General features: G+C 67.9%; 27 protein-coding genes. 10 read left to right on the top strand and 17 right to left on the bottom strand.

The window, feature by feature from the left end; genetic code table 11:
* Positions 1–3: 3 nt before the first annotated feature.
* Positions 4–1,206 carry a murein transglycosylase A gene (mltA, locus tag H607_RS0102130; protein WP_083961878.1) on the bottom strand — a complete coding sequence of 401 codons (1,203 nt, stop codon included), beginning with the start codon at positions 1,204–1,206 and terminating at the stop codon, positions 4–6.
* A 73-nt stretch (positions 1,207–1,279) separates the two neighbouring features.
* Here mltA and H607_RS0102135 point away from each other — a divergent pair, with 73 nt between their 5' ends.
* Both H607_RS0102135 and H607_RS0102140 read left to right on the top strand, forming a co-directional pair.
* Positions 1,280–2,179, top strand: a complete 900-nt coding sequence (locus H607_RS0102135; protein WP_028874067.1) for an ATP-binding protein — start codon at positions 1,280–1,282, stop codon at positions 2,177–2,179.
* Positions 2,176–3,126, top strand: coding sequence for a Nudix family hydrolase (locus tag H607_RS0102140; RefSeq protein WP_028874068.1), 951 nt, complete (start codon positions 2,176–2,178; stop codon positions 3,124–3,126). The genes H607_RS0102135 and H607_RS0102140 overlap by 4 nt, the downstream gene beginning before the upstream one ends.
* A 4-nt stretch (positions 3,127–3,130) precedes the next feature.
* On the opposite strand, the gene H607_RS0102145 is transcribed toward H607_RS0102140, so the two are convergent.
* From H607_RS0102145 to H607_RS11335, 12 genes are all read right to left on the bottom strand, one after another.
* On the bottom strand, positions 3,131–3,334 hold the full coding sequence (locus H607_RS0102145) for a DNA gyrase inhibitor YacG (RefSeq protein ID WP_028874069.1): 204 nt from the start codon (positions 3,332–3,334) through the stop codon (positions 3,131–3,133).
* A gap of 12 nt (positions 3,335–3,346) precedes the next feature.
* Positions 3,347–4,105 (bottom strand): cell division protein ZapD, encoded by a 759-nt coding sequence (gene zapD, locus H607_RS0102150; protein WP_028874070.1) that lies wholly within the window; start codon positions 4,103–4,105, stop codon positions 3,347–3,349.
* Positions 4,102–4,728, bottom strand: a complete 627-nt coding sequence (coaE, locus tag H607_RS0102155; protein ID WP_028874071.1) for a dephospho-CoA kinase — start codon at positions 4,726–4,728, stop codon at positions 4,102–4,104. Before coaE ends, zapD begins: the two co-directional genes overlap by 4 nt.
* Positions 4,725–5,534 (bottom strand): SPOR domain-containing protein, encoded by an 810-nt coding sequence (locus H607_RS0102160; RefSeq protein ID WP_028874072.1) that lies wholly within the window; start codon positions 5,532–5,534, stop codon positions 4,725–4,727. The genes coaE and H607_RS0102160 overlap by 4 nt, the downstream gene beginning before the upstream one ends.
* An 18-nt stretch (positions 5,535–5,552) precedes the next feature.
* Positions 5,553–6,920 (bottom strand): TrpB-like pyridoxal phosphate-dependent enzyme, encoded by a 1,368-nt coding sequence (locus H607_RS0102165; protein WP_028874073.1) that lies wholly within the window; start codon positions 6,918–6,920, stop codon positions 5,553–5,555.
* Positions 6,917–7,678 (bottom strand): type III pantothenate kinase, encoded by a 762-nt coding sequence (locus H607_RS0102170; protein WP_028874074.1) that lies wholly within the window; start codon positions 7,676–7,678, stop codon positions 6,917–6,919. Before H607_RS0102170 ends, H607_RS0102165 begins: the two co-directional genes overlap by 4 nt.
* Positions 7,675–8,478: a biotin--[acetyl-CoA-carboxylase] ligase gene (locus H607_RS11325; RefSeq protein ID WP_083961880.1), complete on the bottom strand. Its 804-nt coding sequence runs from the start codon at positions 8,476–8,478 to the stop codon at positions 7,675–7,677. The genes H607_RS0102170 and H607_RS11325 overlap by 4 nt, the downstream gene beginning before the upstream one ends.
* 45 nt (positions 8,479–8,523) lie before the next feature.
* Positions 8,524–9,915: a nitrogen regulation protein NR(I) gene (gene ntrC / locus H607_RS11330; RefSeq protein WP_037989236.1), complete on the bottom strand. Its 1,392-nt coding sequence runs from the start codon at positions 9,913–9,915 to the stop codon at positions 8,524–8,526.
* On the bottom strand, positions 9,912–10,961 hold the full coding sequence (gene glnL / locus H607_RS0102185; RefSeq protein WP_028874075.1) for a nitrogen regulation protein NR(II): 1,050 nt from the start codon (positions 10,959–10,961) through the stop codon (positions 9,912–9,914). Before glnL ends, ntrC begins: the two co-directional genes overlap by 4 nt.
* Before the next feature lie 62 nt (positions 10,962–11,023).
* Positions 11,024–11,419 carry a DUF4124 domain-containing protein gene (locus H607_RS0102190; RefSeq protein WP_088178688.1) on the bottom strand — a complete coding sequence of 132 codons (396 nt, stop codon included), beginning with the start codon at positions 11,417–11,419 and terminating at the stop codon, positions 11,024–11,026.
* Between the two features lie 125 nt (positions 11,420–11,544).
* A complete protein-coding gene (gene glnA, locus H607_RS0102195) occupies positions 11,545–12,930 on the bottom strand; it encodes a type I glutamate--ammonia ligase (protein ID WP_028874077.1) in 1,386 nt (461 codons plus the stop codon).
* Positions 12,931–13,046: 116 nt separating this feature from the next.
* Positions 13,047–14,228: a cation diffusion facilitator family transporter gene (locus H607_RS11335; RefSeq protein WP_211218439.1), complete on the bottom strand. Its 1,182-nt coding sequence runs from the start codon at positions 14,226–14,228 to the stop codon at positions 13,047–13,049.
* A 55-nt stretch (positions 14,229–14,283) separates the two neighbouring features.
* Here H607_RS11335 and H607_RS0102205 point away from each other — a divergent pair, with 55 nt between their 5' ends.
* The 8 genes from H607_RS0102205 to rfbC all read left to right on the top strand — a co-directional run bounded on the left by H607_RS0102205 (position 14,284) and on the right by rfbC (position 21,423).
* Entirely contained in the window at positions 14,284–14,736 is a 453-nt protein-coding gene (locus H607_RS0102205) for a rhodanese-like domain-containing protein (protein WP_028874078.1), read from the top strand.
* Positions 14,737–14,807: 71 nt separating this feature from the next.
* A complete protein-coding gene (gene nadA, locus H607_RS0102210) occupies positions 14,808–15,872 on the top strand; it encodes a quinolinate synthase NadA (RefSeq protein WP_425426864.1) in 1,065 nt (354 codons plus the stop codon).
* The gene (locus H607_RS0102215) at positions 15,830–16,726 is read left to right on the top strand and encodes an endonuclease/exonuclease/phosphatase family protein (protein WP_083961881.1); all 897 of its coding nucleotides are present in this window, start codon (positions 15,830–15,832) and stop codon (positions 16,724–16,726) included. The genes nadA and H607_RS0102215 overlap by 43 nt, the downstream gene beginning before the upstream one ends.
* A 33-nt stretch (positions 16,727–16,759) precedes the next feature.
* Positions 16,760–17,938: a cardiolipin synthase ClsB gene (gene clsB, locus H607_RS0102220; RefSeq protein ID WP_028874081.1), complete on the top strand. Its 1,179-nt coding sequence runs from the start codon at positions 16,760–16,762 to the stop codon at positions 17,936–17,938.
* A 39-nt stretch (positions 17,939–17,977) separates the two neighbouring features.
* Entirely contained in the window at positions 17,978–19,054 is a 1,077-nt protein-coding gene (gene rfbB / locus H607_RS0102225; RefSeq protein ID WP_028874082.1) for a dTDP-glucose 4,6-dehydratase, read from the top strand.
* Positions 19,051–19,962: a dTDP-4-dehydrorhamnose reductase gene (gene rfbD, locus H607_RS0102230; protein ID WP_028874083.1), complete on the top strand. Its 912-nt coding sequence runs from the start codon at positions 19,051–19,053 to the stop codon at positions 19,960–19,962. Before rfbB ends, rfbD begins: the two co-directional genes overlap by 4 nt.
* A gap of 10 nt (positions 19,963–19,972) precedes the next feature.
* Positions 19,973–20,872 carry a glucose-1-phosphate thymidylyltransferase RfbA gene (rfbA, locus tag H607_RS0102235; RefSeq protein WP_028874084.1) on the top strand — a complete coding sequence of 300 codons (900 nt, stop codon included), beginning with the start codon at positions 19,973–19,975 and terminating at the stop codon, positions 20,870–20,872.
* The gene (rfbC, locus tag H607_RS0102240; protein WP_028874085.1) at positions 20,872–21,423 is read left to right on the top strand and encodes a dTDP-4-dehydrorhamnose 3,5-epimerase; all 552 of its coding nucleotides are present in this window, start codon (positions 20,872–20,874) and stop codon (positions 21,421–21,423) included. The genes rfbA and rfbC overlap by 1 nt, the downstream gene beginning before the upstream one ends.
* A gap of 132 nt (positions 21,424–21,555) precedes the next feature.
* Here the strand turns inward: rfbC and H607_RS0102245 are convergent, their stop codons facing one another.
* The 4 genes from H607_RS0102245 to lptM all read right to left on the bottom strand — a co-directional run bounded on the left by H607_RS0102245 (position 21,556) and on the right by lptM (position 25,754).
* Positions 21,556–22,857 carry a M23 family metallopeptidase gene (locus tag H607_RS0102245; RefSeq protein WP_211218441.1) on the bottom strand — a complete coding sequence of 434 codons (1,302 nt, stop codon included), beginning with the start codon at positions 22,855–22,857 and terminating at the stop codon, positions 21,556–21,558.
* Positions 22,858–22,927: 70 nt separating this feature from the next.
* Positions 22,928–24,361, bottom strand: coding sequence for a D-alanyl-D-alanine carboxypeptidase/D-alanyl-D-alanine endopeptidase (gene dacB / locus H607_RS0102250; RefSeq protein WP_028874087.1), 1,434 nt, complete (start codon positions 24,359–24,361; stop codon positions 22,928–22,930).
* A 41-nt stretch (positions 24,362–24,402) separates the two neighbouring features.
* Positions 24,403–25,653: a diaminopimelate decarboxylase gene (gene lysA / locus H607_RS0102255; RefSeq protein ID WP_028874088.1), complete on the bottom strand. Its 1,251-nt coding sequence runs from the start codon at positions 25,651–25,653 to the stop codon at positions 24,403–24,405.
* On the bottom strand, positions 25,650–25,754 hold the full coding sequence (lptM, locus tag H607_RS13780) for an LPS translocon maturation chaperone LptM (protein ID WP_083961883.1): 105 nt from the start codon (positions 25,752–25,754) through the stop codon (positions 25,650–25,652). Before lptM ends, lysA begins: the two co-directional genes overlap by 4 nt.
* Positions 25,755–25,873: the final 119 nt, after the last annotated feature.

A 25,873-nucleotide genomic window follows, 5' to 3' on the forward strand; every position in this document is an offset into this window, starting at 1 on the left:
TTTTCATTGCCTGGTTGCGGGTGGGGCGGCATCGGTCGGCCACAGCAGCCACAGGGCGACTTCGTCGCGCCGCCGCCCGGCGCGCTCGCCCGCCTCTTCTCCGCTGCCTTCATAGACGTCGACGCGCAAGGGACCCTGGATGGCCGCGCCCGTGTCCTGCGCCAGCATCAGCCGGGCGAAAGGCTGCTTGCCGGAGACGACGGCGTAGAGCGGCGCACCCAAGGGTAGGTGAGCCGGATCGACCGCGAGGCTGCGCTGCGGCGTGAGCGGTACGCCCAGGGTGCCGATGGGGCCGGGGCCGTCGGCGGGCAATTCGCGGAAGAAGACGTAGGCCGGGTTGGCGTCGAGGAGCGCCTGACGCCGTTCGGGGTGGCGTTCGAGCCAGCGCCGTATGCCCTGCGCCGAGGCTTCTGGCAGGGTGAGTTCGCCGGAGTCGATGAGCAGGCGCCCGATGGAACGGTAAGGGTGTCCGTTGTGATCGGCATAGCCGATACGCACGGTCGAACCGTCGGTCAGGCGCAGCAGGCCGGAACCTTGGATCTGCAGGAAAAAGAAATCGAGTTCGTCGGCCGCCCAGAAGAGTATGGGGGCGGGTAGCCTCTCGCCCAGGGCGCGGATTTCGGCGCGGCTGTAATAGGGGACGAGCCGATTGCCTTCCAGCCGGCCCTTGAGGCGCAGATTCTTCGTCGCCGGCGCGACTTCGCCCAGGTCCACGGTGACGAGGTCGGCGGGCGGTCCGAGGATGGGGGTGCGGTGGCGGGCATCCGGCGTGCGGCTCGCGGCGATCAGCGGCTCGTAATAACCGGTGGCGAGCCCTGTGTCGCGGGCGCTGCCGTCGGGCTGCACCGCGACGAGCCGCCAAGGGCGCAGGCGTCGTTCGAGGAATCGGCGCAGGGTCGCGTCCTCGCGCGGCTGTTCGCGCGCCTCGCGGCAGACAGACTGCCAGGCAGGTTCGATCGCCTCGAGGCGGGGGCACCCGGCAAGAAAAGCATCCCAAGCCTCGCTGGGGCGATCCTCGCGCCAGCCCGGAAGATCGCTCCAGGTGTGCGGCTCGGTGCGCAAAGCGGGCGCAGGAGTGGGCCGGGGCACCTCCTGGGGTTCGGCGGGCGGGCAGACGCAGGGCGGCGTTTGCGGCGCCTCGCTGCGGCAGGCGGCCAGGGCGAGCAACGACAAGAGCAGCAAGCGGGACAAGGCAGAGGCGATCATCTTCGTCTACGGCATGTTCGGCCCGAGTATACTCGGGGCAGAGGGGCGACAGGCCCGTTTTTGTGGAGGAAGAATGAACGAAGGTGAAGTGAATACCTTGGTCGCTGCCCTCGAGCGCCTGGCCGCGGCGTTGGAAACACTGGGGGCGACCCGGGGGGCGGCGGAATTGCGCTGGCCGGAAGAAGAGGGTTTGGCCTACTGGTATCGGCGCGTGGGCGGGCGCGGCGTGCTGCAGCCGGTGCGGCGGCCGCATCGCCTGCGGCTCGACGATCTCAAGGACATCGAGCCGCAGAAGGCGCGCGTGGTGCGCAACACCGAACAGTTCCTCGCCGGACGTCCGGCGAACAACGTGCTGCTCACGGGGGCGCGCGGCACGGGGAAGTCTTCCCTGGTGAAGGCGCTGCTCACCGAGTACGCCGATCAGGGGTTGAGGCTGGTGGAAATGGAGAAGACCGATCTGGTCGATCTGCCCGATCTGCTCGCCTGCCTCGAGACTCGGCCCGAGCGTTTCATCGTCTTCGTCGACGATCTCTCGTTCGAGGAGGGCGAGCCGGCCTACAAGATGCTCAAGAGCGTGCTCGACGGCTCGGTGTGGGCCCAACCGGACAATGTGCTCCTCTACGCGACCTCCAACCGGCGGCATCTGATGCCGGAGTTCTTCCACGAGAACGAGGGGACGCGCCACGTCGGCGAGGAGGTGCATCCGGCCGAGGCGGTGGAGGAAAAAATCTCGCTCTCCGAGCGTTTCGGCCTGTGGGTGTCGTTCTACCCCTTTTCGCAGGAGGAATATCTCACCATCGTCGCGCATTGGCTGCGTTCGTTCGGCGCCGGCGAGGCCGAGATCGAGGCGGCGCGCGCCGAGGCGTTGCAATGGGCGATCGAGCGCGGCTCGCGTTCCGGCCGGGTGGCCTGGCAGTTCGCGCGGGATTGGGCGGGGCGACATGGCTTGCCGCGCAAGGAGCCTCGAGGGTGAAACGCGTGGAAGTGGCCGCGGCGGTGCTGCGGCGCGACGACGGCGCCGTGCTGCTGGGGCAACGGGCCGAGGGAACGTTCTGCCCCGGCTACTGGGAATTTCCCGGCGGCAAGGTGGAGCCGGGCGAGACGCCGGCGCAGGCGCTGGTGCGCGAACTGGCCGAAGAGCTGGAGATCGCCGTGGCGCCCGAAGACGTGCTGCCGTGGGTGGTGCGCGAGCATGCCTATGCGCACGCGCACGTGCGGCTGCATTTCTTTCGCATCGGGCGCTGGTCGGGCGAGCCTCGGGCGCGGGTCCATGCGGCGCTTGCCTGGGTGCGGCCGCCGGGAATGACGGTCGCCCCTCTGTTGCCCGCCAACGGCCCCGTGTGGAAATTCCTCGCCCTGCCGGAGCGGATGCTGGTGAGCGGCGTGGCGGCGATGCTCGAAGCGGGGGAGTCGCTCGCTGCGGCGCTCGAACGGCAGGAGGCGGCGCTCGTTCGCGCGCGCGTGCTGGGACCGGTGCTCGTGCAGGTGCGCGAGCCCGTGGCGCTCGCCGAAGCGCTGGTGCGTCGGCTGCGTCCCCATCTGGGGCCGGAAGATCTCCTGGTGCTCAATGGCGAGGTCGATGAGGCCCGGGCGCTGGGCACGGGGCTGCACCTGCCGCAGCGGCGGCTGGAATCGCTTTCCCGGCGACCCGAGCTGCCCTGGGTCGGAGCCTCCGTGCATGAGGCGTCCGCCTTGCGTCGCGCCGAGGCTTTGGCGCTGGATTATGCGGTTTTGGGGCCGGTGCGACCGACCCGCTCGCATCCGGGCATGGCGGCGCTCGGCTGGCGGGGGTTCGAGGAAATCGCGCGCGGTGCGGCGATCCCGGTCTATGCCATTGGCGGGTTGGGACCGGCGGATCTGGAGGATGCGCGCCGCGCTGGTGCGCACGGCGTGGCGGGGATCCGCGCTTGGTGGAGCTAGCCGTCTATTGCGATTCGTCGCCGGTTTCGGATGGTCTTTCTCCGGCCGAGGAAAGGCGATAGCGTTCGTCGGCCCAGGCGCCGAGATCGATGAGTTTGCAGCGCTCGGAGCAGAATGGGCGCCAGCGTGATTCCGGCGTCCAGGGCACCGGTTTGCCGCAGGTGGGGCAGGAGACGAGGCGCGGCGTCTTCGGCGTGGTGTCGTTCATGGCATATCCCTTTCAGAGTCGGCATAGTTCGAGCACGAAGGGGACGTCGAGTTCCAGCGGTTGGGTGGAGGGGCGGAGATCGCTGCGGGGCGGGCCGAATCGCAGGTTGATGAGGTACTTGTTGGCCGACATCGAGGGAATGACCTGCAGCGCGGGGTCGACATGGACGCGGGCGAGCAGGCAGCAGGCGCCCCTGAGCTCGCGCTGGTAGGCGCCGCGGGGGGCGATGGCCTCGAATCGTTCCGCATTGCCCCGCAGGAGGCTGAGCACGAGCTCGATGCCGTCGCGAATCGGCTGCAGCGCCGCGGTCCAGCGCTCGAGCGCCGCGGTGCGCGATTCGGGCGGCTGCTCCAGCCAGAAATGGTAGGCGGGGGCGTCGAAGGCGCAGAGTCCGCCGGGGACGTGGGCGCGTGAGCGCAGCGCCATCAGCCATTCGTTTTCGCGTAAGTAATGATCCACCCGGCCGACCATGTTCAACAGGGCGGCGCGCGTGCGTTCGATGTCTTCGACGAGGTCGGCAACGCGCTGGGTATCGACTTGTTCCGCGGGCAGGGCGAGCAGGGCAGCGCGCTGGCGATCGAGTTCCTGCATCAGGTCGAGCTTGAGATCGGTGCGCCCGGCGATGTCGGCGAGTTCGAAGAGGGTGATGATCGCGGCGTGGTGGTCGTAGCGGTGTTTGCCTTCGAGGAAGTGGCTCCAACGTCGCCAGACGTCTTCGAGGCGCAGTAGGGTGCGAATGCGCTCGGTGAGAGGGAATTCGAAAAGGATCATGGCGGCGCGCTCCGGGCGAGTTCGCGGTAGAGCCGATCGAGCGCTTCGACCTGGGCGTGGAGCTGGGCGAGATCGCCCCCGTTGTCGAGGATGTGGTCGGCGGCCGCCAGCCGCTCGGTGCGGCTTGCCTGCTGTGCCATGATGCGGCAGATCAGGTCCTCGTCCAGGCCGCTGCGTGCGCGCACTCGGGCGATCTGGATTTCTTCGGGGCAGTCGACCACGGCGATGCGTTGGCAACGGCGGCGGTAGTCTTCGCCCGCTTCGATGAGTAGCGGCACCACGAGCACGACGTAGGGTGCCTTGGTGGCGGCAAGGCAACGCGCGTCGGCTTCCTGGCGGATCAGGGGGTGCAGGATGGATTCCAGCCGATGCTTCACCTCGGGGTCGGTGAAGGCGAGCGTGCGCATTTTGGCGCGATCGAGCGCGCCGTCGGGGGTGAGGATGTCTGGACCGAAGGCGGCGACGAGCGCCGGGATCGCCACGCCGCCGGCAGCAGTGAGTTCATGGGCGATGGCGTCGGTGTCGACCACGGCGGCGCCGAGCCGCGCGAAGTGCTCGGCAGCGGCGCTCTTGCCGCTGCCGATGCCACCGGTCAGACCGACGACGAAGGGGGAGCGACTCATGGGCGGCACGTATTGACGGAAACCTGCGGAAAGCGGGCCTGGATGCGCCGTCGCAGATCACCGGCAACATCGGAAGGGCACAAGTAAGTGAGTTCGGCGACGGAGGTGGTGCGCGCGACGATCTGCGCCCCGTTGACGTTCTTCTGGCGTAGTTCGGCGAGCCGTTTCTCGGCGCTTTCCTGCGAGCGGAAGAGACCGAGCGAAATACCCCACTTTAGGGGGCCGGCATCACGGATCACGAAGGCGTCGTCGACGCCGGCTTGATGTAGATTTTCCAGCCGACGGTTCGCTGCCGCCGCACTACCTTGGGAGGGAAGCACCACGCGCCAGCTGGAGGGTTTCTCGCTTTGCCGCTCCTGGACTTGGACTCCGGGTAGCCCTCGGGGCAATTCTTTGAGTGCCGGCAGGATCTTGGGATCGATGTCGCTCACGCGTAGGCAGGCGAGGGGCGGGCGCGGGGAAGTGGCCGCGGCAACCGTCGGCTTGGGGGGTGGCGGGTCGGCGGTTGCCGCTGCAGGCGCAGGCTCCGCCGCGGGTGAGGCGGATTCGGGGGATGCCGGCGGCGGAGCGGGAGGGGCATCGCCGTCTGCCTTGCCCTCGGCTGAGGGGGGATTCTGGTCGGTTCGAGGAGGAAGGTTGGTGGCGTCGTGGCCGGGCACGGCAGCGAGGATCTGCAAGCGGTCAGGGCGCAGGGGCTGTTCGGCGGCGGCGCGCGCCGCTTCGGGAGATGGCCGCGGCAGCAGGCCGGCAGTCATCGCCAGCAGCAGAGCGTTGACGAGCAGGAGCAGCGCGATCAGGAGGCGCATCGCCGCAATTCCTCTGTCTCAGCCCACGCTCGGCAGCGTGCGCAGTGCTTCGGCCAGAAGCTCATCGGGCAGGGTGTAATCTTCGAGCTCGCCGCGCAAGTAGCGCTCGTAGGCGCTCATGTCGAAGTGCCCGTGTCCCGTGAGGTTGAAGAGCAGCACCTTGGCTTCGCCCGTTTCCTTGCAGCGCAGCGCTTCGTCGATCACGGCGCGGATGGCGTGGCAGGATTCCGGCGCGGGGATGATCCCCTCGGCGCGGGCGAACTGGATGCCGGCCTCGAACGTGGCCCGTTGCGGCACGGCGAGCGCCTCGACCTGACCCTCATGCACGAGCTGCGACACCAGGGGGGAGGCGCCATGGTAGCGCAGGCCGCCGGCGTGGATGCCCGGCGGCACGAAGTCGTGTCCCAAGGTGTACATCCGCATGAGGGGGGTGAAACCGGAGGCATCGCCGTAATCGTAGGCGTAGGTGCCCTTGGTGAGGGTGGGACAGGATTCGGGTTCCACCGCCACGCAGCGCAGATCTGCCGCGCGTCGTTCGCCAGAGAACTTGTCGGCGAGGAAGGGGAAGGCGATGCCGCCAAAGCTCGAGCCGCCGCCGCAGGGGCCGAAGATCACGTCGGGATAAAGGCCGATCTTCTCGAACTGCTTCTTCGCTTCCAGCCCGATGAGGCTTTGATGCAGTAGGACGTGGTTGAGCACCGAGCCGAGGGTGTAGTTGGTGTCGGGGCGGGAGGCGGCCTCCTCGACGGCTTCCGAGATGGCGATGCCCAAAGAGCCCGGATGATCCGGCTCGACGGCCAGGATGCGGCGGCCGGTTTCGGTGAGCGGTGATGGGCTGGCGTGCACTTCCGCGCCCCAGGTTTCCATCAACACACGGCGCTGCGGCTTTTGCTGGTAGCTCACGCGCACCATGTAGACGCGCACCTCCAACCCGAACATCTGGCCGGCGAACGCGATCGAGGAGCCCCACTGGCCGGCGCCGGTCTCGGTGGTGAGCCGTTTGATGCCGACCTGGCGGTTGTAATAGGCTTGGGGCACGGCGGAATTGGGCTTGTGCGAACCGGCCGGCGAGACGCCCTCGTACTTGAAGAAAATCTTGGCCGGCGTACCCAGACGCCGCTCTAGGCGTACGGCGCGCATGAGCGGCGAGGGGCGCCAGATGGCATAGGTTTCGCGCACCGCGTCGGGAATGGCGATCCAGCGCTCGCGGCTCATTTCCTGCTCGAGGATGGGCTCGGGAAAGATCGCGGCCATCGCCGAGGGATCGACCGGCTTGCCGTCCGGCCCGAGCGGCGGGGCGGGAGGGGTGGAGAGATCGGCGGCGATGTTGTACCAATGCGTCGGAATCTCGTGCTCTTCGAGGAGGACCCGGGTTGGTTCGCTCATGGGGCGTGCTCTTGGATGACGATCGGAGAATTCGTGCAGGGGCTGGAGGCGGCGACCACGGCCAGGCCCCGCAGGACGAGATTATCCACCGTCCGGGCCGGAATGGCCAGATGCCCGGCGATGATGTCGGCGTCGCCACCCGAGAGCAGGGTCATGGCACCGCAGGCAGACCCCTCCATGACCCGATAGTAATGTTCGATGGCCCCGACCTGGGCGAGCAGGCAGCCGCTGGCGATGGCGTCGCGCGTATTGGTCGGTGGCAGGTGAATGTCGCCGCTGGCAAAGGGCAGGCGCGCGGTGGCACGCACCAGGCTCGAGCGCATGGTGGTGAGGCCGGGGAGAATCAATCCGCCGCGAAAGTGCCCGTCGGCATCGAGCCAATCCACCGTGGTGGCGGTGCCGCAGCACACCACCAGGGCCGCGCCCGCGTGCAGGTGGTGCGCGGCGATGAGCGCGGCCCAACGGTCGGCGCCGAGCCGCTCGGGTTCGTCGTAGCCGTTCGTGACGCCGCAGCACTTGGCCTGCGCCACGAGCCAATGAATCGGGCCAAGCTGTCGTTCGAGTTCGAGGGCGAGGCGATCGTGGGCAACATTCACGCCCAAGCGCCGGGTCGAGGCGGGTAGCCGCGCACGCATCGCCTCGATCCAGCGGGGAATGTCGACGTGGCGGCAAGCGCCGGTTTCGCACCACTGCTCGCCGTCGAGCAGGGCCCATTTGAGCCGCGTGTTGCCCAGATCGAGGAGTAGCGTCGGATTCATGCGAGAGGACGCAGCGAGACGTCGCCGACGCAGCAGGCGATGCGCCCGGCCGTGGTGTCGAGCAGCAGGCGACCCGTGTCGTCGACGCCGGCGGCTATCCCGACGGTTTCGCGCTCGCCGTCGCGCACGACCACCGAACGTCCCGCGTAGGCATCGAGCGCGTTCCACTGTTCCTGCCAGGGAGCGAAGCCGTGACCGGCGAGATAAGACGCGCGGACGGCATCGAGCCGTTCGAGGAGGGTCGCAAGGAGGGCGTCCCGCGGCGGTAAAGGGCAGAGGTGCCGCGCGAGCGCGGTGGCGGGTATTCCGCCCTCGGGATGGAAGTCCGGCGGCAGGTCGAGATTGAGCCCGATGCCGACGACGACGCGGGTCGGTGCCGCATGGCGACTCTGCGCTTCGATGAGCACACCACCCGCCTTGGCGCCGGCAACGAGCAGGTCGTTGGGCCACTTGAGCCCCACGCCGGGCACGCCCAGCGCCTGCAAGCCTCGAGCGAGCGCCACGCCGACGGCAAGCGGCAGCGCGGCGAGCGAAGTAGCCGGAGGAAAGGCGAAGAGGCAGGAGAAGGTGAGGCTCGCGTCGGGCCAGGATTGCCAGGCGCGGGCTTGTCGTCCCCGCCCTTGGGTCTGCCGGTCGGTACCCACGACGGTGAGCGAGCCGGGATCGGGCAGAGGCAGGCGCATCGCCTCATCGTTGGTCGAGGCGCATTCGGCGAGCCAATGAAGGTCGAGCCGCCGGGCGAGCGATTCGGGCAAGCGCCGGTGCACGGCCGCCGGATCGACAGAGGGAGAAACGGACATGAGGCGTCGCAGCCAGGGTGCGAAGCGGTTATTGTACGGCAGGCATCAGCGCTTGAGCTTGCGCGTGAGCGTGTTGCGGCCCACGCCGAGCCGGGCGGCGGCTTCTGTCCGGCGTCGTCCGGTGTGGGCGAGCGCCCGTTCGAAGAGGACGCGTTCGAAACGCGCGTGCAGCTCGTCGTAGAGGGCGCTGCGGCCGGCGGCGAGGAGGCGGTCGACTTCCTCGGCGAGCAAGTGTTCCCAGGCAGGGGATACGGAGGCAGGTTCGGTAGTGCTGGCAGATTCCACGGGGGCCCGTACTTCCGGCGGCAGATCGTGCGGCTCGACGCGCTGCGCCGGGGTCATGACGGTGAGCCAATGGCAGAGGTTCTCGAGCTGGCGCACGTTGCCGGGAAAAGGGTAGCGCTCGAGTGCCGCCAATGCGGCCGGCGAGAGCGTCTTGCGCTCTACGCCCAGCTCGCGCGCGCTCTTCGTCAGGAAGTGGCGCGCCAGCAGCGGGATGTCCTCGGCGCGCTCGCGCAGCGGCGGCAGGCGCAGCCGGATGACGTTGAGGCGGTGATAGAGGTCTTCGCGAAAGAGTCCTTCACGCACGCGGGCTTCCAGGTCCTGGTGCGTGGCGGTGATGATGCGCACGTTGGCGCGCAGCGGCTGCTGTCCGCCGATGCGGTAGTAGTGTCCGTCGGAGAGCACGCGCAGTAGCCGGGTTTGGAGGTCTGCGGGCATGTCGCCGATCTCGTCGAGAAAGAGCGTGCCGCCCTCGGCCTGCTCGAAGCGGCCGCGCCGGGCGGCGGCGGCGCCGGTGAAGGCGCCTTTTTCGTGACCGAAGAGTTCGGCTTCGAGCAGTTCGCGCGGGATCGCCGCGGTGTTGATGGCGATGAAAGGACCGTCGCGCCGGGGGCTATGACGGTGGAGCGCTCGGGCGACGAGTTCCTTGCCGGTGCCGGATTCGCCGGTGATGAGCACGGTGGCGCTGGAGTGTGACAGCCGCCCGATGGCGCGAAAGACTTCCTGCATCGCCGGGGCCTGTCCCAGGATCTCGGGGGTGGCGTCCGGTTCGTCCTGGGCCACTGCGCCGGGCCGCGCCTCCAGCGCCCGACGCACCAGGCGCACGGCCTCGGGTACGTCGAAGGGTTTGGGCAGGTACTCGAAGGCGCCGGCCTGAAAAGCGCTCACGGCGCTGTCGAGGTCCGAATACGCGGTCATCACGATCACCGGCGTGCCGGGGGCGCGCTCCTGCAGCTGCCGCACGAAGGCGAGCCCGTCGGTGCCGGGCATGCGGATGTCGGTGAGCACCACGGCCGGTTTCTCCCGCGCGAGCGCCTCCAGCGCCGCCTCGGCACGCTCGAAACCGCGGTGGGGCAGGTTCTCGCGCTCGAGCGCGCGTTCGAGCACCCAGCGGATGGATTTGTCGTCGTCGAGGATCCAGATGGCGTCGTTCATGTCGGGCTCCCGGCAGTGAGGGGCAGCAGGAGGTGGAAACGCGTGCGTCCGGGGCGGCTGTCGAACTCGATGACCCCGTGGTGCTGGGCGACGATGTCCTGGGCGATCGCCAGACCCAGCCCCGCGCCGCCCTCGCGCCCGCTCACCAGCGGATAGAAGATGCGCTCGCGCAGCGCTTCGGGGATGCCGGGACCGTCGTCGGCGATCTCGACATGAGCCGCGAGGCGGTAGCGCCGCTTGGCGAGCGTCACCTGGCGCGCGGCCCGGGTACGCAGTTCCACCTTGCCCTTGCCCTCGGTGGCCTGGGCGGCGTTGCGTGCGATGTTGAGGATCGCCTGCAGCAGGCGCTCGCGGTCGGCGGTGAGCTCCGGCAGGCTCGCGTCGTAGTCACGCTCCACCCTCAAGGCGGGGAATTCGGCGAGCAGCAGTCGGCGGACATGCTCCAGGATCTCGTGGACGTTGACCGGTGCCGGACGCGGTGTCTGGTGCGCGGCCAGTAGCCCCGTGAGCAGGCGCTGCAGGCGATCGGTCTCCAGGATGATGACTTCGGTGTACTCCGCGAGCGCCGGATCGGGCAGTTCCATCTGCAACAGTTGCGCCGCGCCGCGAATGCCGCCCAAGGGGTTCTTGATCTCGTGGGCGAGCGCACGCACGAGTTCGCGGGCCGCCTGCTGCAGGCGCAGGCGCTCTTCTTCCTGGGTCGTCTTGAGGCGTTGGTCGATGGGGCGGAATTCGAGCACGAAACCTTCGCCGTCGTCCTGGATGGGGCTCACCGTGACGTCGGTCACCAGCGTCTGGCCGGAAGACAGGTGCAGGCTGAGCCCGTGGCAGGTGTAGAACCAACGGTTACGTTCGGCCTCGTCGAGGGCAGTGCGCAAGGTGGGCGAGACACCGAAGATCTCTTCCCACGGGCGACCGGCGAGGCGTTCACGGGCGAGTCCGAAGAGGTGCTCGGCTGCGGCATTGGCCGTCCGTAGCCGACGGTCGGGGCCGGCGAGGACGACGGCGGTGGAGAGCCAGTCGAGGGCGGTGAGATCGGGCGGCATGGCGGTGCCTGGTGTCGGAACGGGGGAAATGCAGCAAGAACGGTGCCAGATACCCAGCAGACTCAGCGCAGGCGCTGGAGTTCTCGTTCGATCGCTTCGAGGTTGCGCCGTTGACGTTCCGCTTGGGCTTTGAGTTCGGCGGCGCGCTCCGGCGATGCGGTCTGCAGCGCGCGCTGCGTTTCTTGCAGGCGCTGGTGCTCGGCGGCTTTCTCTTCTTCGAGGATGCGGCGGCGCAGATCGTCGCGCTGGCGCTGTTCGCCGGGGCTTACGCGGGGAAAACTCGAGGGGGAGGCGGCAGCAGGGGCGGAAGGGGCCGGCGTCGAGTCGAGGTAGGGGAGGTCGCGCAGGGCTTCGCAGCGCATCCCTTTGGTGCTGCTACGATCGTTGGTGTAGGTGACGCGTCCGTCGCCGTCGGTGCACTTCCACAGCGTCGCCCAGGTGTTCGGTGCGCACAGCATGCCGAGGCCCAAAAGGACGGCGCAGGAGGCGAGGTGGGACGGAAGCCGGATCATGCAGCAAGTATAAAGGAAAAAGGGCGGCCGCGGCCGCCCTCTTCCTTTCGTCCCTCTTCCGAGGGAACGATTCACAGGCTGTAATAGAGCTCGAATTCGAGCGGATGGGTGGTCATGCGCAGACGCTGCACTTCCTCGTTCTTCAGCTCGATGTAGGCATCGATGAAGTCGTTGGAGAACACGCCGCCACGGGTGAGGAATTCACGGTCGGCATCGAGCGCTTCCAGCGCCTGGTCGAGGCTGTGGCACACGGTCGGGATCTTGGCGTCCTCTTCCGGCGGCAGGTCGTAGAGGTTCTTGTCGGCCGGATCGCCCGGGTGGATCTTGTTCTGCACGCCATCGAGCCCGGCCATCATCAGCGCGGCGAAGGCGAGATAGGGGTTGGCGAGCGGATCGGGGAAGCGGGCTTCGATGCGCCGTGCCTTGGGATTGGCCACGTAGGGGATGCGGATCGAGGCCGAGCGGTTGCGCGCGGAGTAGGCGAGTTTGGTCGGGGCCTCGAAGTGCGGCACCAGGCGCTTGTAGGAGTTGGTGCCGGGGTTGGTGATGGCATTCAAGGCGCGGGCGTGCTTGATGATGCCGCCGATGTAGTAGAGCGCGAATTCGGACAGCCCCGCGTAGCCGTTGCCGGCGAAGAGGTTCTGACCCGCTTTCCAGATGGACTGGTGGACGTGCATGCCCGAGCCGTTGTCGCCGACGATGGGCTTGGGCATGAAAGTGGCCGTCTTGCCGTACTGGTGCGCCACGTTGTGCACCACGTATTTGAGCGCCTGCGTCCAGTCGGCGCGGCGCGTGAGGGTGTTGAACTTGGTGCCGATCTCGCACTGGCCGGCGTTGGCCACTTCGTGGTGATGCACTTCGACCGGTACGCCGATCGATTCGAGCGCGAGCACCATGGCGGAACGCAGATCGTGCAGGCTGTCGACGGGCGGCACGGGGAAGTAGCCGCCCTTGACGCGCGGACGGTGGCCGGTGCCTTCCCAGGAGGCTTCGCCGGAAGTGATCTTGACCGAGCAGCCGGACATGTCGACCGACCACTCGACCGAGTCGAAGATGAAGAATTCGGGCTCGGGGCCGACGTAGATGGTGTCGCCCAATCCCGTCGATTTCAGATAGGCTTCGGCGCGCTTGGCGATCGAGCGGGGATCGCGGTCGTAGCCCTTGCCGTCGGCCGGCTCGATCACGTCGCAGGTGATGACCACCGTGGGTTCTTCGTAGAAGGGGTCGACGTAGGCGGTATCCGGATCGGGCACGAGCAGCATGTCGGAGGCCTGGATGCCTTTCCAGCCGGCGATCGAGGAGCCGTCGAAGGGGTGGCCACGCTCGAAGACTTCTTCATCGAACGCCGACACCGGCACGGTAACGTGATGTTCCTTGCCGAGGATGTCGGTGAAACGGTAGTCCACGAAACGGGCTTCGCTTTCGTGGATGAGCTTGAGGACGTCTTGTGCATTCATCGGAACGACTCCGGATCGAGGAAAAATGAGTACGAAAGTATCAGCAAAGTTCGTGCCAGAATTTTTGAATGATCAAAGGCAGTGTTTGACAGACCAAGGAGGAAGGTGGATCGTGATCATGCACCTTTTTGGTGCGAATCGGCGTTTGCTTTGCCCGATTCTGGTGCAAGTTCGACGAAGAGGCGGATGGAGGCGAGGTCGGGGTGGCGTTGGCGCAGCGTTTCGAGCTGGGAAAAGAGGGCCGCGCGGTCCGCTGCGAGCAGGGAAGGGGCATATTCTGCCGGAACCAGAAGGTCGAGGTAGGTGCGTCCGCCGAGGTAGTGCAGGATGATCCAGTCGGAAGAGGCGGCAGCGAAGGCGGGTAGCGTGCGCAGTTCCTGCTCCAATTCGGTGCGGTCGGTGAGCGCCTGCAGCTGACCGGGCGGGCGGGTGGTGTCGTTTTCGTGATCGACGTGGATCAGCGCGTCGTCGAGGTGCGGAAAACGTTCTTTGAGACGGGCGAGTACGGTATCGGCCACGCGGTGACCTTCGGAGACCGACAGGCGGGGGGCGACCTGGATGTGCGCATCCACGAGGATGCGGTCGGCCATGCGCCGCGTGCGGATCTGGTGCAGATCCTCGACGCCGGGGGTGGTGCGGATCGCGTCGGCGATGCGGGCGACTTCTTCCGGCTCGAGGCCGGTGTCGACGAGCTCGCGCACCGCACGGTAGGCAAAGCGCACACCCATGGATGCGATCATGAATCCGACGAGGGCGGCACCGAGCGGCTCGAGGAAACGGTAGCCGGCGAGGCTGCCGCCGATGCCGATCGCCACCACGAGCGAGGAGGCGGCATCCGAGCGGGCATGCCAGGCGGCGGCCTCCAGCACCTGCGCCTTGAGGGCGCGTCCGCGGCGGCGCAGCCAGTGATACATTCCTTCTTTGGCGAGCAGCGTGGTCACCGCCATCACCAAAGCCGCCGGTTCGATCGGCGGGGCGTGTTCCAGCGTCTGCAGCCGCATGCCCGCGGCCCACAGGAATCCGCAGCCCACGCCCAGGAGCACGAGTCCCAGCACGAGGCTGGCGAAGGTCTCGAAACGCCCGTGCCCGTAGGGATGGTCTTCGTCGGGTGGTGCGCCGGCGCTGCGTCCGGCCCAGCTCACCATGGCATCGGTGGCCAGATCGGCAAGCGTGTGGATGGCGTCGGCCACCAGGCTGAAGGCGTGCGCCGACAGGCCGATGAGGATCTGCAAGAGGGCGAGGAGGGCATTGACGGCCATCGCCGTGAGGCTCGCGCGGGCGATGGCGTTGCCGCGCATCCTCGCCGCGGCGGACGAAGACGGTATACTCGCTCGATCAGTCATGGAGGGGCCCGTGGGAAATCTGCACGATATTCTAGCGCTTGCCGGTGAGCGCGCCGAACGCTTCGGTCTGCCCTATGCCGGGGCGCTCACGCCGCCCGAGGCGTTTCTGGTATGGCAAACGGCGCCCGGCGCGGTACTCGTCGATTGCCGTACGCGTGCCGAGTGGGACTGGGTGGGGCGCATCCCCGGCGCGGTGGAGATCGAATGGCTGCGCTATCCGAGTCTCACGCCGAATCCCGATTTTCTCGCCCATTTGCGCGCCCAGGTCGATACCGAATCGCTGGTCATGTTTTTGTGCCGCTCGGGCGGTCGTTCGGATCAGGCGGCCCGAGTCGCCGCGGCGGCGGGCTTTACTTCGTGCTACAACGTATTGGAAGGCTTCGAGGGGGCGAAAGACGCCGCCGGGCATCGAGGAACGGTGGGGGGGTGGAAATTCCACGGCCTGCCGTGGGTCCAAAGTTGAATCGCGGCCATGAGAGAGGGGTGATGACGACGATCCTTGAAAAACCCTTGCCATTCGCGCCCTATGGGGCGATGAGCGACGAGCAGGCGCAGGAGCGCATCCTCGCGGCGCGCGCGCGCCTGGGCGAGGAGGCGGTGATCCTGTGCCACCACTATCAGCGCGCCGACGTCTATCGGCACGCTGATCTCACCGGCGATTCGCTCAAGCTCGCCCGGCTCGCCGCGCAGACTTCCTCGCGCTACATCGTTTTCTGCGGCGTGCATTTCATGGCCGAGGTCGCGGATATCCTGTCGCAGCCCGAGCAGGTGGCGATCCTGCCGGATCTGGCCGCCGGTTGTTCCATGGCCGACATGGCCGACCTCGCCAAGGTGACGCGCGCCTGGCGGGAACTGGGCGAGGTGCTCGACGGCGATCCGGCCGAGGTCTATACGCCGGTCACGTACATCAATTCCGCGGCCGATCTCAAGGCGTTCTGCGGCCGCCACGGCGGCATCGTGTGCACCTCGACCAACGCGCCGCACATCATGGAATGGGCTCTGGCGCGACGCCCCAAGCTCCTCTTCTTCCCGGACCAGCATTTGGGGCGCTGGACCGGCTACAAGCGCGGTATCCCGCTGGAAGACATGCTGGTGTGGGATCCCGATTTGCCTTACGGCGGTTTGACGCCGCAGCAGATCCGGCAGGCTACCATCCTGCTGTGGAAAGGGCACTGCTCGGTGCACCAGATGTTTACCAAGGCGCAGATCGATCGCTGGCGGGCCAAGCATCTGCAGGGTTTGGTCATCTCGCACCCCGAGTGCGCCTTCGAGGTGTGCCTGGCTTCCGACTATGTCGGTTCGACCGAATTCATCCAGAGCACGATCCGCGCCGCCCCGGCGGGTACCGAATGGCTGGTGGGCACCGAGTTCAACCTGGTCAGCCGCCTGGCCGAGGAGATGGCGCCGCAGGGCAAGACGGTGCAATTCATGGGGGGCGTGGTGTGCATGTGCTCGACGATGCAGCGCATCGACCCGCAGCACCTCGCCTGGACGCTCGACAATCTGGTGCAGGGGCGGGTGGTCAATCGCATCGCCGTGCCCGAGGAGACGGCCCGATGGGCGAAAATCGCGCTCGAGCGGATGCTGGCGGCAACCTGAGTCGACCGGGGAAAAAGCAGCGACCCTGGTGGCGCCGGCTCCGCCGCCGTCCCGCGGCCCATCCTTTGCCTTCCCGCGAGCCGGCGCCCTCGCCGACGGTGTGCCGCCTGCGCATCGTGAGCTACAACATCCACAAAGGTTGGGGCCCTTTCAACCGCCGACTGACCATCGCCGAGATGCGCGAGGCGCTGCACGCGCTCGGCCCCGATTTGGTGCTGCTGCAGGAGGTGCAGGGCGTGCACCTGGGTCATGCGCAGCGCCATCCCCAGTGGCCGGCTCAGCCGCAGTATCAGTTCCTGGCCGATGAACGTCTGCCCGAGCGCATCTACGGCGGCAACCGGTTCCACGAGCTGGGGCATCACGGCAACGCGGTGCTGTCGCGCTTCCCGGTGCAGGACTGGGCCAATCACGACGTTTCGGCGCACCGCTGGGAGAGCCGCGGCATCCTGCATTGCGCCTTCAGCTTGCCCAACGGCGTCATCTTGCATGTCTTTTGCGTTCATCTCGGGCTGCGGGCCCATTGGCGTCGGCAGCAGCTCGAGCGGCTGCGTGAGCTGATCGCCGCTTTGCCGCCGCAGGTGCCGGTCGTCGTGGGTGGGGATTTCAACGATTGGGGCCGGGATGCGGAGGAGCTCCTCGCCGTGCCGCTGGGGCTGCAGGATGCCTTTACAGCCACCGGGCGCCGCGCGCCGCCGCGAACCTATCCCGCACGCGGCTTGGCGATCGGCCGGCTCGACCGGCTCTACGTGCGCGGCGGCACGGTACGCGCGGCGCGCGTCTTGCGCGGGAGGCCTTGGTCGCACCTGTCGGATCATCTCCCCTTGTGGATCGAATTCGACGTGGAGCGGCGATGAATGCCGGGGCCGCGGGGAGGCTCGGGCGTGCCTCTGGATTTTTTACCCGGTAACCGTCTCCAGTTGCTGGAGAACGGCGCCGAATTCTTCCCGGCGCTGCTACAGGCGATCGATGCGGCCCGCGAGGAGGTGCGGCTCGAGACCTACATCTTCGAGTGTGACGAAATCGGCGAGACGGTGCTTGCGGCGCTGGTGCGGGCGGTGGCCCGGGGCGTGCGCGCTCATCTCCTGGTCGATGGCTTCGGCAGCCGCGATTTTGTGCTGCAGCGGATGCACGGCGTGGCGGCCGCGGGCGTGGAGGTCGAAGTCTATCGCCCGCTGCGGGGCCCCTGGTTCATCCCGCGGCGCCATCGCCTGCGGCGCCTGCACCGCAAGCTCGTCTGCTGCGACGGACGCGTCGCCTTCGTCGGCGGCATCAACATCCTCTCGGATTTCACCCGTCTGCCCGGGCGCCGGACCCGCCAACCGCGATGGGATTACGCCGTGCGGATCGAGGGGCCGCTCGTGCGTTCGGTGCAACAGGCGATGCGCCGCCTGTGGCGCCTAGTCTACTGGACCAACGTCAAGCGCCGTCCTCCTCCTGAGCCTCGCCTCACGGCAGCCCCGAGGATCGACCCGGCGGGACCCCATCGCGCTGCCCTGGTGCTGCGTGACAACTGGCGCCATCGTCACGACATCGAGCACGCCTATCTGCAGATGCTCGCGCGTGCCCGCGAAGAGGTCTGGATCGCCTGTGCCTACTTCTTCCCCGGCAAACGCTTTCGCCGGGCGCTGGCGGCCTGCACGGCGCGGGGCGTGCGGGTTCGCCTCGTCCTGCAAGGACTGACCGATCACCCCATCCTGTCGCAGGCCACGCGCGCTCTCTATCCCTGGCTGCTGCGCCATGGCATCGAACTGTGGGAATATCATGCCACCGAGATGCACGCCAAGGTGGCGGTGTTCGATGATCGCTACGCTACGGTGGGCTCGAGCAACATCGATCCTTTCAGCCTCTTCATGGCGCGCGAAGCCAACGTCTGGGTGGATGACCCGGGGTTCAGCCAAGCACTGCGCGCGCGGATCGAGCGGCACGTGGCGCAGGGCGCGGTGCGGCTCGACGAAGAGGGGTTCGCGCGGCTGCCCCGCTGGCGCAAGGCATTGAGCTGGGTGGTGCTCGGCTGGGTGCGCCTCATCATCGGCTGGGCTGGCTACACGCGCGACATGGAGGGGTGAACTTGGTATCATCGCACTTTTCCGCGACCCGTACCGACCATGACGATTCTCGTGACCGGCGGCGCCGGCTTCATCGGCAGCAACTTCGTGCTCGACTGGCTCGCGTGCCATGACGAGCCCCTGGTCAATCTCGACGCCCTCACCTATGCGGGGAATCTGGAGAACCTCGCCTCGCTCGAGGGCGATCCGCGCCACGTCTTCGTACACGGCGACATCGCCGATCGGGACCTCGTGCGTTCTCTGCTCGAACGGCACCGGGTGCGCGCCGTGGTGCATTTCGCCGCCGAATCGCACGTCGATCGCTCCATCCATGGGCCCGAGGCTTTCGCGCGCACCAACGTGCTGGGCACCTTGCGGCTGCTGGAGGCGGCGCGGGCCCATTGGGAAGGGCTGCCCGACCCCGAGCGCTCGGCCTTTCGCTTCATCAACGTCTCCACCGACGAAGTCTATGGTTCGCTCGGCCCGGACGATCCGCCCTTCACCGAGACCACGCCCTACGCGCCCAATTCACCCTACGCGGCGAGCAAGGCCGGGGCGGATCACTTCGTGCGCGCCTTCCATCACACTTATGGTCTGCCGACGATCACCACGAACTGCTCCAACAACTACGGCCCCTACCAGTTCCCGGAAAAGCTCATTCCGCTGTGCCTGACGCGCGCGCTCGCCGGTGAGCCGCTGCCCATCTACGGTGACGGGCAGCAGGTGCGCGACTGGCTCTACGTGGGCGATCATACGGCCGCGCTCAGGCGCGTGCTGGAGGCGGGCCGGCCGGGGCAGACCTACAACATCGGCGGCTGGAACGAGCGCACCAATCTCGAGGTGGTGCACACCTTGTGCCGCTGGCTCGATGCGCTCGCGCCGCGCGCCGACGGCCGCTCGTACGCCGAGCAGATCATTTTCGTCACCGACCGTCCGGGACATGACCGGCGCTACGCGATCGATGCGCGCAAAATCGAGCGCGAGCTCGGTTGGCGACCGGCGGAAACGTTCGATACCGGCATCGAAAAGACGGTGCGCTGGTATCTCACGCACCGCGACTGGGTCGAGCACGTCACTTCCGGCGCGTATCGCGAGTGGCTCTCGCGCCACTACGGCGCCGCCTTGCCGGTGCAATGAGCGAGGCCCCCATCCTCCTGCTGGGCGCGAGCGGCCAGCTCGGCTGGGCGCTCGCCCCGCTCCTGGCGCTGCAAGCCCCGCTCGTCGCCCCTTCACGCGCCGAGCTCGATCTCGGCGATGCGGCGGCCCTGCGGGCGCGGCTCGATGCCCTGCGCCCTCAGGGCATCGTCAATGCCGCGGCCTACACCGCGGTGGATCGGGCCGAGACGGAAACGGCGCTCGCCTGGCGGCTCAACGCCGAAGTGCCCGGAGAACTCGCCCGCTGGGCCGCGGCCCACGGTGCCTGGCTCATGCACTATTCCACCGACTACGTCTTCGACGGCACGGGGCAGCGCCCCTGGCGCGAGGACGATGTGCCCCGGCCGGTGAACGCCTATGGCCGCAGCAAGCGTGCCGGCGAAGCATTCGTGCTCGAAAGCGGCGCCCGCGCCTTCATCCTGCGGGTGAGCTGGCTCTACGGGCTGCACGGAGCCAATTTCCTCAAAACCATGCTGCGCCTGGGCGCGAGCCGACCCGTGGTGCGCGTGGTGGCCGACCAGGTGGGCGCACCCACCGGCACCGGGCTCGTTGCCGCAGTGAGCGCCGAGCTGGTGCGCCGGCTGCGCAGCGCGCCCGATGCCTGCCCTACTGGTCTCTACCACCTCGCGCCCACCGGTGAGGCCAGCTGGTACGACTACGCCGCCTTCGTTTTCGAGCGTGCGCGCGCGGCCGGCTGGCCACTCGTGCTCGAGCGCCTTGAGCCGATCGCCAGCGCCGACTATCCGACCGCGGCCCCGCGCCCGGCCAATTCCCGGCTCGACACCACGCGGCTTGCCACCACCTTCGGCCTGCGGCTGCCGCCCTGGCAAGACGAGGTGGCGCGTACGGTGGCCGTGCTCGCCGAGCCGCTATCCCTTCTACCTCATTGATACAGAAATCATGAATCCGACTTTTTCCCGCAAGGGCCTCATCCTCGCCGGCGGTTCCGGCACCCGGCTCTATCCCTCGACGCTCGCCGTCTCCAAGCAGCTGCTGCCGGTCTACGACAAGCCGATGATCTACTATCCGCTGTCCACCCTGATGCTCGCCGGCATCCGCGACATCCTGGTGATCTCCACGCCCCAGGACACGCCGCGTTTCGCCCAGCTCCTGGGCGATGGCAGCGCCTGGGGGCTGTCCTTGTCCTACGCCGAGCAGCCCTCGCCCGACGGACTCGCGCAGGCGTTCCTCATCGGCGAAACCTTCCTTGCCGGCGCCTCTTCGGCCCTGGTGCTGGGGGACAACCTCTTCTATGGTCACGACCTGCCGCAGCTCCTCGTCGCGGCGGATGCACGCGAGCAGGGCGCCACCGTCTTCGCCTATCACGTGCAGGATCCGGAGCGCTATGGCGTGGTCGCATTCGACGCCACCGGGCGCGTGGTCGACATCGAGGAGAAACCTGTCCGCCCCAGATCGAACTACGCCGTCACCGGGCTCTACTTCTACGACGGCAGCGTGGTCGAGCGCGCACGGGCGCTGCGCCCCTCGGCGCGGGGCGAGCTGGAAATCACCGACCTCAATCGTAGCTACCTGCAGGAAGGGCGACTCGCGGTCGAACTCATGGGACGCGGCTATGCCTGGTTCGATACCGGCACGCACGATTCGCTGCTCGAGGCCGGGCAGTTCATCGCCACCATCGAACGGCGCCAAGGGCTGAAAATCGCCTGTCTGGAAGAAATCGCCTGGATGCAGGGCTGGATCGACGACGAGGGGCTCCTGCGTCAGGCCGAACGGCTGGGCAAGAGCGGCTATGGACGCTATCTGCGCCAGCTGCTCGAACAGGGGCGGGGGGCGGCATGATGCGTGCAATGGCGCTCGAGATTCCCGAGGTGATCCTGCTCGAGCCGGTGGTGCACGGCGATGCGCGCGGCTATTTCTTCGAGGCCTACAATCGGCGCGCTTTCCTCGCTGCCACGGGGCTCGAGGTCGACTTCGTGCAGGACAACGAATCGCGCTCGCGCCGCGGTGTGCTGCGCGGCCTGCATTATCAGCTGCCGCCGCACGCGCAAGGAAAGCTGGTGCGCTGCACCGAGGGGGCGGTGTTCGACGTGGCCGTCGACCTGCGCCGCAGCTCGCCCACGTTTGGGCGCTGGGTGGCCACCGAACTCTCCGACGAGAACAAGCGCCAGCTGTGGATTCCGCCCGGCTTCGCCCATGGGTTTCTCACCCTCAGCGAGCATGCGCGGTTGCTCTACAAGACGACCGATTATTACGCACCCCAGTGCGACCGGTCGCTGCGCTACGACGACCCCACGTTGGCGATCGCCTGGCCGGATCTGGGGATCGAACCCATCGTTTCCGACAAGGATCGCGCGGCGCCGTTCTTGGCCGATGCGGAGTGTTTCTCCTAGGGAGACGCTGAAGAGCCGGCTGAGGGCAGCGCGGCAGTTGGAGGTCGCCTGTCTCCGTAATGGGGCCGCACACCCCGCGCTCGGGGGCTTGACCCGAGTGCCGCGGGCAATGGCGGGTTCCCGTGCCCCGGTTCAATCGGCCGCGGCGACTTCAGTCGGCGTGCGGGAAAGGAGCGCGAGCTTGTCGAGCAAGTGCCCTGTCTCCTGACGGAACCGGGCGAGCTCGCGCGCCGGTAGCGGTTCGGGCGCGGGCAGGGCGACTTGCAGGGGATCATAGGGTTTTCCGCCGATGCGCACCTCATAGTGCAGGTGTGGGCCGGTGGCCCAGCCAGTGGAGCCGACGTAGCCGATCACGTCACCCTGCGAGACGCGTTTGCCCACCTTGAGACCCGGTTCGAAACCCTTGAGGTGGCCATAGCCGGTGACATAGCCGCTGCGGTGCTCGAGGAGCACGAAGTTGCCGTAGCCGTTCTGCCAGCCAGCGAACTTCACCACGCCGTCGGAGGCGGCCATCACCGGCGTGCCGGGGGCGGCCGCGAAGTCGGTACCGGCATGGTGGCGCCATTCCCGTTTGATGGGATGGAAACGGTTGCCAAAGTTCGAACTCACGCGGGTGAAACGCAAGGGATAGCGCAGAAAACCCGTGCCGAGCACCCGGCCGTCCGGGGTGTAATAGCCGCTTTTGCCGCCGGGAAGATCGTAGCGCAGCACCACGTGGCGTTTGCCCTGATTGACGAATTCGGCGGCGACGATCTCGCCCGGCTGCGGCAACCCTTCGGCGTCGAGCGTGGTTTCGTAGATCACGGCGAAGGAGTCGCCCACGCGCAGGTCGCGGGAGAAGTCGATCTCGGTACCGAAGATCTCCGCGAGTTTGGTGGCGATCGCATCCGGCATGCCGATCTCGGAGGCAGTGGCGAAAAGCGATTGGGTGATCACGCCTTGGCGCAGTTCGAGGAAGGGGGAAGTCGTCTCGGCCTCGTCGGCTCCGAGCGGCTCGAGGCGAAAACCGTCGTCGGCGCGGCGGATGGCGACGCGCTCGCCATTGACGAGGGGCAGTACGAGGGCATCGACTTGGCCGTCGGCGCGCAGACGTACCGTGGCGGTGGAATGCGCGCGCAGTTGGCGCTGGATCGCCTTGACCTGCTCGTCGAGCGAGGTGTAGTCGAGCAGCGCCTCATCTTCGGCGCCGATGCGCTCGAGGAAGGCCGGCAACGTCTCGCCCCTCCGGAAGGCTTCGCGAATCACATAAGAATGCACGGCATCGCCCGCCGCCGGAGGGGTGAGGGTGATCGGCGGCAGCTCCGCCACCACCGCCTTGCGCCCGTAGGGGTTGGGGTCCGAGAAGGCAGCGACCGCAAGGCCGAAGACGGCCGCGCCGTAGAGGGCCATGGAGGTACGTAACCAAAGATGTCGACGGACGGTCGGCCGAGTCATGGGACTTCCTTTCAGGCAAACGCGCCAGGGCGCGATTATGGCGCAACCTGCGCCGGAGGTGCAATGGGAATCAGTGCTGCCACAGCCAGTCGAGCAAAGCGGTGAGGACGTCGCCCGCCTGCGCCGCGTTCGCGTGTTCCACGAACGCGACGATTACGTAACGTCGCCCCGAGCCGCTCTGGGCGAAACCGGCGATCGCGCGCACGTCGCGCAGCGTTCCCGTCTTGAGATGGGCCCATTCCCGGATGGGGGCATCCTTGAAACGGCGCCGGGCCGTGCCATCGACGCCGGCGACCGGTAGCGTGGCGATGAATTCGGCCGCATAAGGACGGTTCCAGACCGTTTGCAGCAAGCGGGCGAGGTCGGCAGCGGCAATGCGCTCGTCGCGCGACAGCCCCGCGCCGTTTTCCAGCACCAGGCCGTGGCGATCGATCCCTTCTTCGGCGAGTAGCGAGCGTACGGCACTCGCACCGGCCGCGACGTGATCCGGCGCATCGGGCGAGCGGGCCGCGCCGACGAGGGCGAGGAGTTGGCGCGCGATCGGGTTGCTCGACCACTTGTTCATCTGATAGGCGATTTCGGTGAGGGTGGGCGAATCGTCGCTGGCTACGAGCCATTCGCTTCCGCTTGGGACGGGGGCGTCGGCGGAAAGTAGCCGGCCACCGAGCTCACGCCAGATGCCTTCGAGCATGGCCGAGGCGAAACGCTCGGCAGGCAGCGGCGAGAGCCCGAGGAAGCGGATGCCGCAGCTTGCCGGATAGCGGCCCGCGAGCGTGATCGCCACGCCTTGCGCATCTTCCTGCACGCCCGTCTCGAGGCGTTTGACGACGTCGGCTGGGCAGGTGCCGGGTTCGAGCTTCAGGGCGTTGCCCACGCTCACGCCGGCAAGCGGCGGATGCAGCGTGGCGAGCGCCCGCGTGCCGTCGGCGGAGGGCTGCAGCTGCACGATCACCGTGTTGAAATTGACGAGCTCGGCGCTCGCCGGGGTGTTGTAGGGACGATAGCCGTCGCCGTCGAAGGCGAAGGGATCGGCCGGGGGAATGCGCAGCCCTTCGGCCTCCAACCTCAACCGTCCGCGGATCGTCTGGATCCCCAGCGCGCGCGCCGTGCGCAGCAGCTTCCAGGTGCGCTCGGCGGTGAGATAAGGGTCGCCGTCGCTGCGCAACACCAGATCACCCACGAGCTCCTGACCGAGCACGCGGCCACGGGCCACCAGCCGGCTCGTCCAGCGATACTGGGCTCCGAAGGTTTCGTAGGCGGCAAAGGTGGTGACGAGCTTCATCACCGAGGCCGGGTTGCGCGGTACGGTCTCGTTCACCGCCAGCAACGGCGCGCCGCCTTCGAGCGGCTGCACGAGGACGGAGACGGCCTGCACCGGCACCTGCGCCCGCTCGAGCGCGGCGGCGACCGAGGGGGGCAGAGCTTGGGCGCGAACGAATCCCGTCCACCCCCACAGGAGGAGGACGAACAGGGCGAGGAGCGGGTAGCTCCTATGGGGGGGCATGCGGCCACGGGGTGACGCCGCGCGGTGCCCTCGAGCAGGGGTCATACGTCTTCCGCTTCCCACAGGCTCTCCAGCGACTCGCGCCGGCGGATGAGGCGGTGCGCCGCTCCGTCCACCAGCACTTCGGGCGGCCGTGGCCGGGCGTTGTAGTTCGAGCTCATGGCCATGCCGTAGGCGCCGGCCGAGAGCACGGCGAGCAGATCCCCGGATTCGAGGGCGAGTTCACGCCCGCGGCCGAGAAAATCGGACGATTCGCACACCGGCCCCACCACGTCGTAGCGGCGCACCGGCCCCGGTCGCGGCACGACCGGGACGATCTCGTGCCAGGCGTCGTAGAGCGCCGGGCGCATCAGGTCGTTCATACCGGCATCGACCAGGGCGAAGTCCTGTTCTTCCCCCTGTTTGAGGTATTCGACGCGCGTGAGCAGCAAGCCCGCGTTGCCGACGACGGATCGCCCCGGCTCGAACATCAGCCGTTCGGGCCGGTCGGCAAAGCGCTCGGCGAGCGCGCGCAGCACGGCGGGGATGTCGGGCGCAGTCTCGTCGCGGTAGCGGATGCCCAGTCCTCCGCCCAGATCGATGTGGTGCAGCCGGATGCCGTCGCGCTCGAGCCGTTGTACCGCGTCTTTCACGCGGTCGGCGGCTTCCAGCAGGGGGTCGGGGTCGAGCAGCTGCGAGCCGATGTGGCAGGCGATGCCGACGAGCTCGATCTCCGGTACCGACTTGGCCTGACGGTAGAGTTCGAGCGCTTCCGCCACGGGAATGCCGAACTTGTTGCGCTTGAGCCCGGTGGAGATGTAGGGATGCGTCTTGGGATCGACGTCGGGGTTGATGCGCAGCGCCACCGGGGCGCGCCGTCCCAGTTCGCGGGCGATGTGCGCGATGCGAGCGAGTTCCGCCGCCGACTCGACGTTGAACACGCCGATGCCGACTTCCAGCGCCCGGCGGATCTCGGCGGCCCCCTTGGCGACGCCCGAGAAGACGACACGTTGCGCTTCACCGCCGGCCGCGAGCACGCGCTCGAGTTCGCCGCGGGAGACGATGTCGAACCCCGCCCCGCGCGCGGTGAGCAGCCTCAGGATCGCAAGATTGCCGTTCGCCTTGACGGCGTAGCAGATCTCGGCGCGCTCGGGCGGCAGCGCCGTGCGATAGCGATCGAAGGCCGATTCGATCGCTGCGCGCGAATAGACGTAGCAGGGGGTGCCGTAGGCGGCGGCAATGGCCGTGAGCGGAACGTCTTCGAGGGCGAGCCCTCGTGCCGTGACCTGCAGCGTCGGCATGGGGAAAGTCATTTCGAGCCCCCCGAGGAAGGAGGCGGGGGGAGGTAGAGCGGTCCTTTCACGCCGCAGCCGGCGAGCGCCAGTGCGAGGACGAGGGGGAGGAGAAAACGCATGGTCTGCAGGAAGGAAGTCTGATCGAAACGCTATCCTAGCAGAGCCAGGGGAAAAGCAAAACGCCCGCTCGGGGCGGGCGTTTCACGCAACGCGGTGCCGGGCACCGCATCCCGGGTGC

This window comes from Tepidiphilus margaritifer DSM 15129, assembly GCF_000425565.1.
GTDB lineage: Bacteria > Pseudomonadota > Gammaproteobacteria > Burkholderiales > Rhodocyclaceae > Tepidiphilus > Tepidiphilus margaritifer.

Excerpts from the sequence above, each read along its gene's own strand:
- mltA (WP_083961878.1), bottom strand. The coding sequence starts at position 1,206 with ATGATCGCCTCTGCCTTGTCCCGCTTGCTGCTCTTGTCGTTGCTCGCC.
- H607_RS0102135 (WP_028874067.1), top strand. The coding sequence starts at position 1,280 with ATGAACGAAGGTGAAGTGAATACCTTGGTCGCTGCCCTCGAGCGCCTG.
- H607_RS0102145 (WP_028874069.1), bottom strand. The coding sequence starts at position 3,334 with ATGAACGACACCACGCCGAAGACGCCGCGCCTCGTCTCCTGCCCCACC.
- zapD (WP_028874070.1), bottom strand. The coding sequence starts at position 4,105 with ATGATCCTTTTCGAATTCCCTCTCACCGAGCGCATTCGCACCCTACTG.
- coaE (WP_028874071.1), bottom strand. The coding sequence starts at position 4,728 with ATGAGTCGCTCCCCCTTCGTCGTCGGTCTGACCGGTGGCATCGGCAGC.
- H607_RS0102160 (WP_028874072.1), bottom strand. The coding sequence starts at position 5,534 with ATGCGCCTCCTGATCGCGCTGCTCCTGCTCGTCAACGCTCTGCTGCTG.
- H607_RS0102165 (WP_028874073.1), bottom strand. The coding sequence starts at position 6,920 with ATGAGCGAACCAACCCGGGTCCTCCTCGAAGAGCACGAGATTCCGACG.
- H607_RS0102170 (WP_028874074.1), bottom strand. The coding sequence starts at position 7,678 with ATGAATCCGACGCTACTCCTCGATCTGGGCAACACGCGGCTCAAATGG.
- H607_RS11325 (WP_083961880.1), bottom strand. The coding sequence starts at position 8,478 with ATGTCCGTTTCTCCCTCTGTCGATCCGGCGGCCGTGCACCGGCGCTTG.
- ntrC (WP_037989236.1), bottom strand. The coding sequence starts at position 9,915 with ATGAACGACGCCATCTGGATCCTCGACGACGACAAATCCATCCGCTGG.
- glnL (WP_028874075.1), bottom strand. The coding sequence starts at position 10,961 with ATGCCGCCCGATCTCACCGCCCTCGACTGGCTCTCCACCGCCGTCGTC.
- H607_RS0102190 (WP_088178688.1), bottom strand. The coding sequence starts at position 11,419 with ATGCTGTGCGCACCGAACACCTGGGCGACGCTGTGGAAGTGCACCGAC.
- glnA (WP_028874077.1), bottom strand. The coding sequence starts at position 12,930 with ATGAATGCACAAGACGTCCTCAAGCTCATCCACGAAAGCGAAGCCCGT.
- H607_RS11335 (WP_211218439.1), bottom strand. The coding sequence starts at position 14,228 with ATGCGCGGCAACGCCATCGCCCGCGCGAGCCTCACGGCGATGGCCGTC.
- nadA (WP_425426864.1), top strand. The coding sequence starts at position 14,808 with ATGAGCGACGAGCAGGCGCAGGAGCGCATCCTCGCGGCGCGCGCGCGC.
- H607_RS0102215 (WP_083961881.1), top strand. The coding sequence starts at position 15,830 with ATGGGCGAAAATCGCGCTCGAGCGGATGCTGGCGGCAACCTGAGTCGA.
- rfbB (WP_028874082.1), top strand. The coding sequence starts at position 17,978 with ATGACGATTCTCGTGACCGGCGGCGCCGGCTTCATCGGCAGCAACTTC.
- rfbD (WP_028874083.1), top strand. The coding sequence starts at position 19,051 with ATGAGCGAGGCCCCCATCCTCCTGCTGGGCGCGAGCGGCCAGCTCGGC.
- rfbA (WP_028874084.1), top strand. The coding sequence starts at position 19,973 with ATGAATCCGACTTTTTCCCGCAAGGGCCTCATCCTCGCCGGCGGTTCC.
- rfbC (WP_028874085.1), top strand. The coding sequence starts at position 20,872 with ATGCGTGCAATGGCGCTCGAGATTCCCGAGGTGATCCTGCTCGAGCCG.
- H607_RS0102245 (WP_211218441.1), bottom strand. The coding sequence starts at position 22,857 with ATGACTCGGCCGACCGTCCGTCGACATCTTTGGTTACGTACCTCCATG.
- dacB (WP_028874087.1), bottom strand. The coding sequence starts at position 24,361 with ATGCCCCCCCATAGGAGCTACCCGCTCCTCGCCCTGTTCGTCCTCCTC.
- lysA (WP_028874088.1), bottom strand. The coding sequence starts at position 25,653 with ATGACTTTCCCCATGCCGACGCTGCAGGTCACGGCACGAGGGCTCGCC.
- lptM (WP_083961883.1), bottom strand. The coding sequence starts at position 25,754 with ATGCGTTTTCTCCTCCCCCTCGTCCTCGCACTGGCGCTCGCCGGCTGC.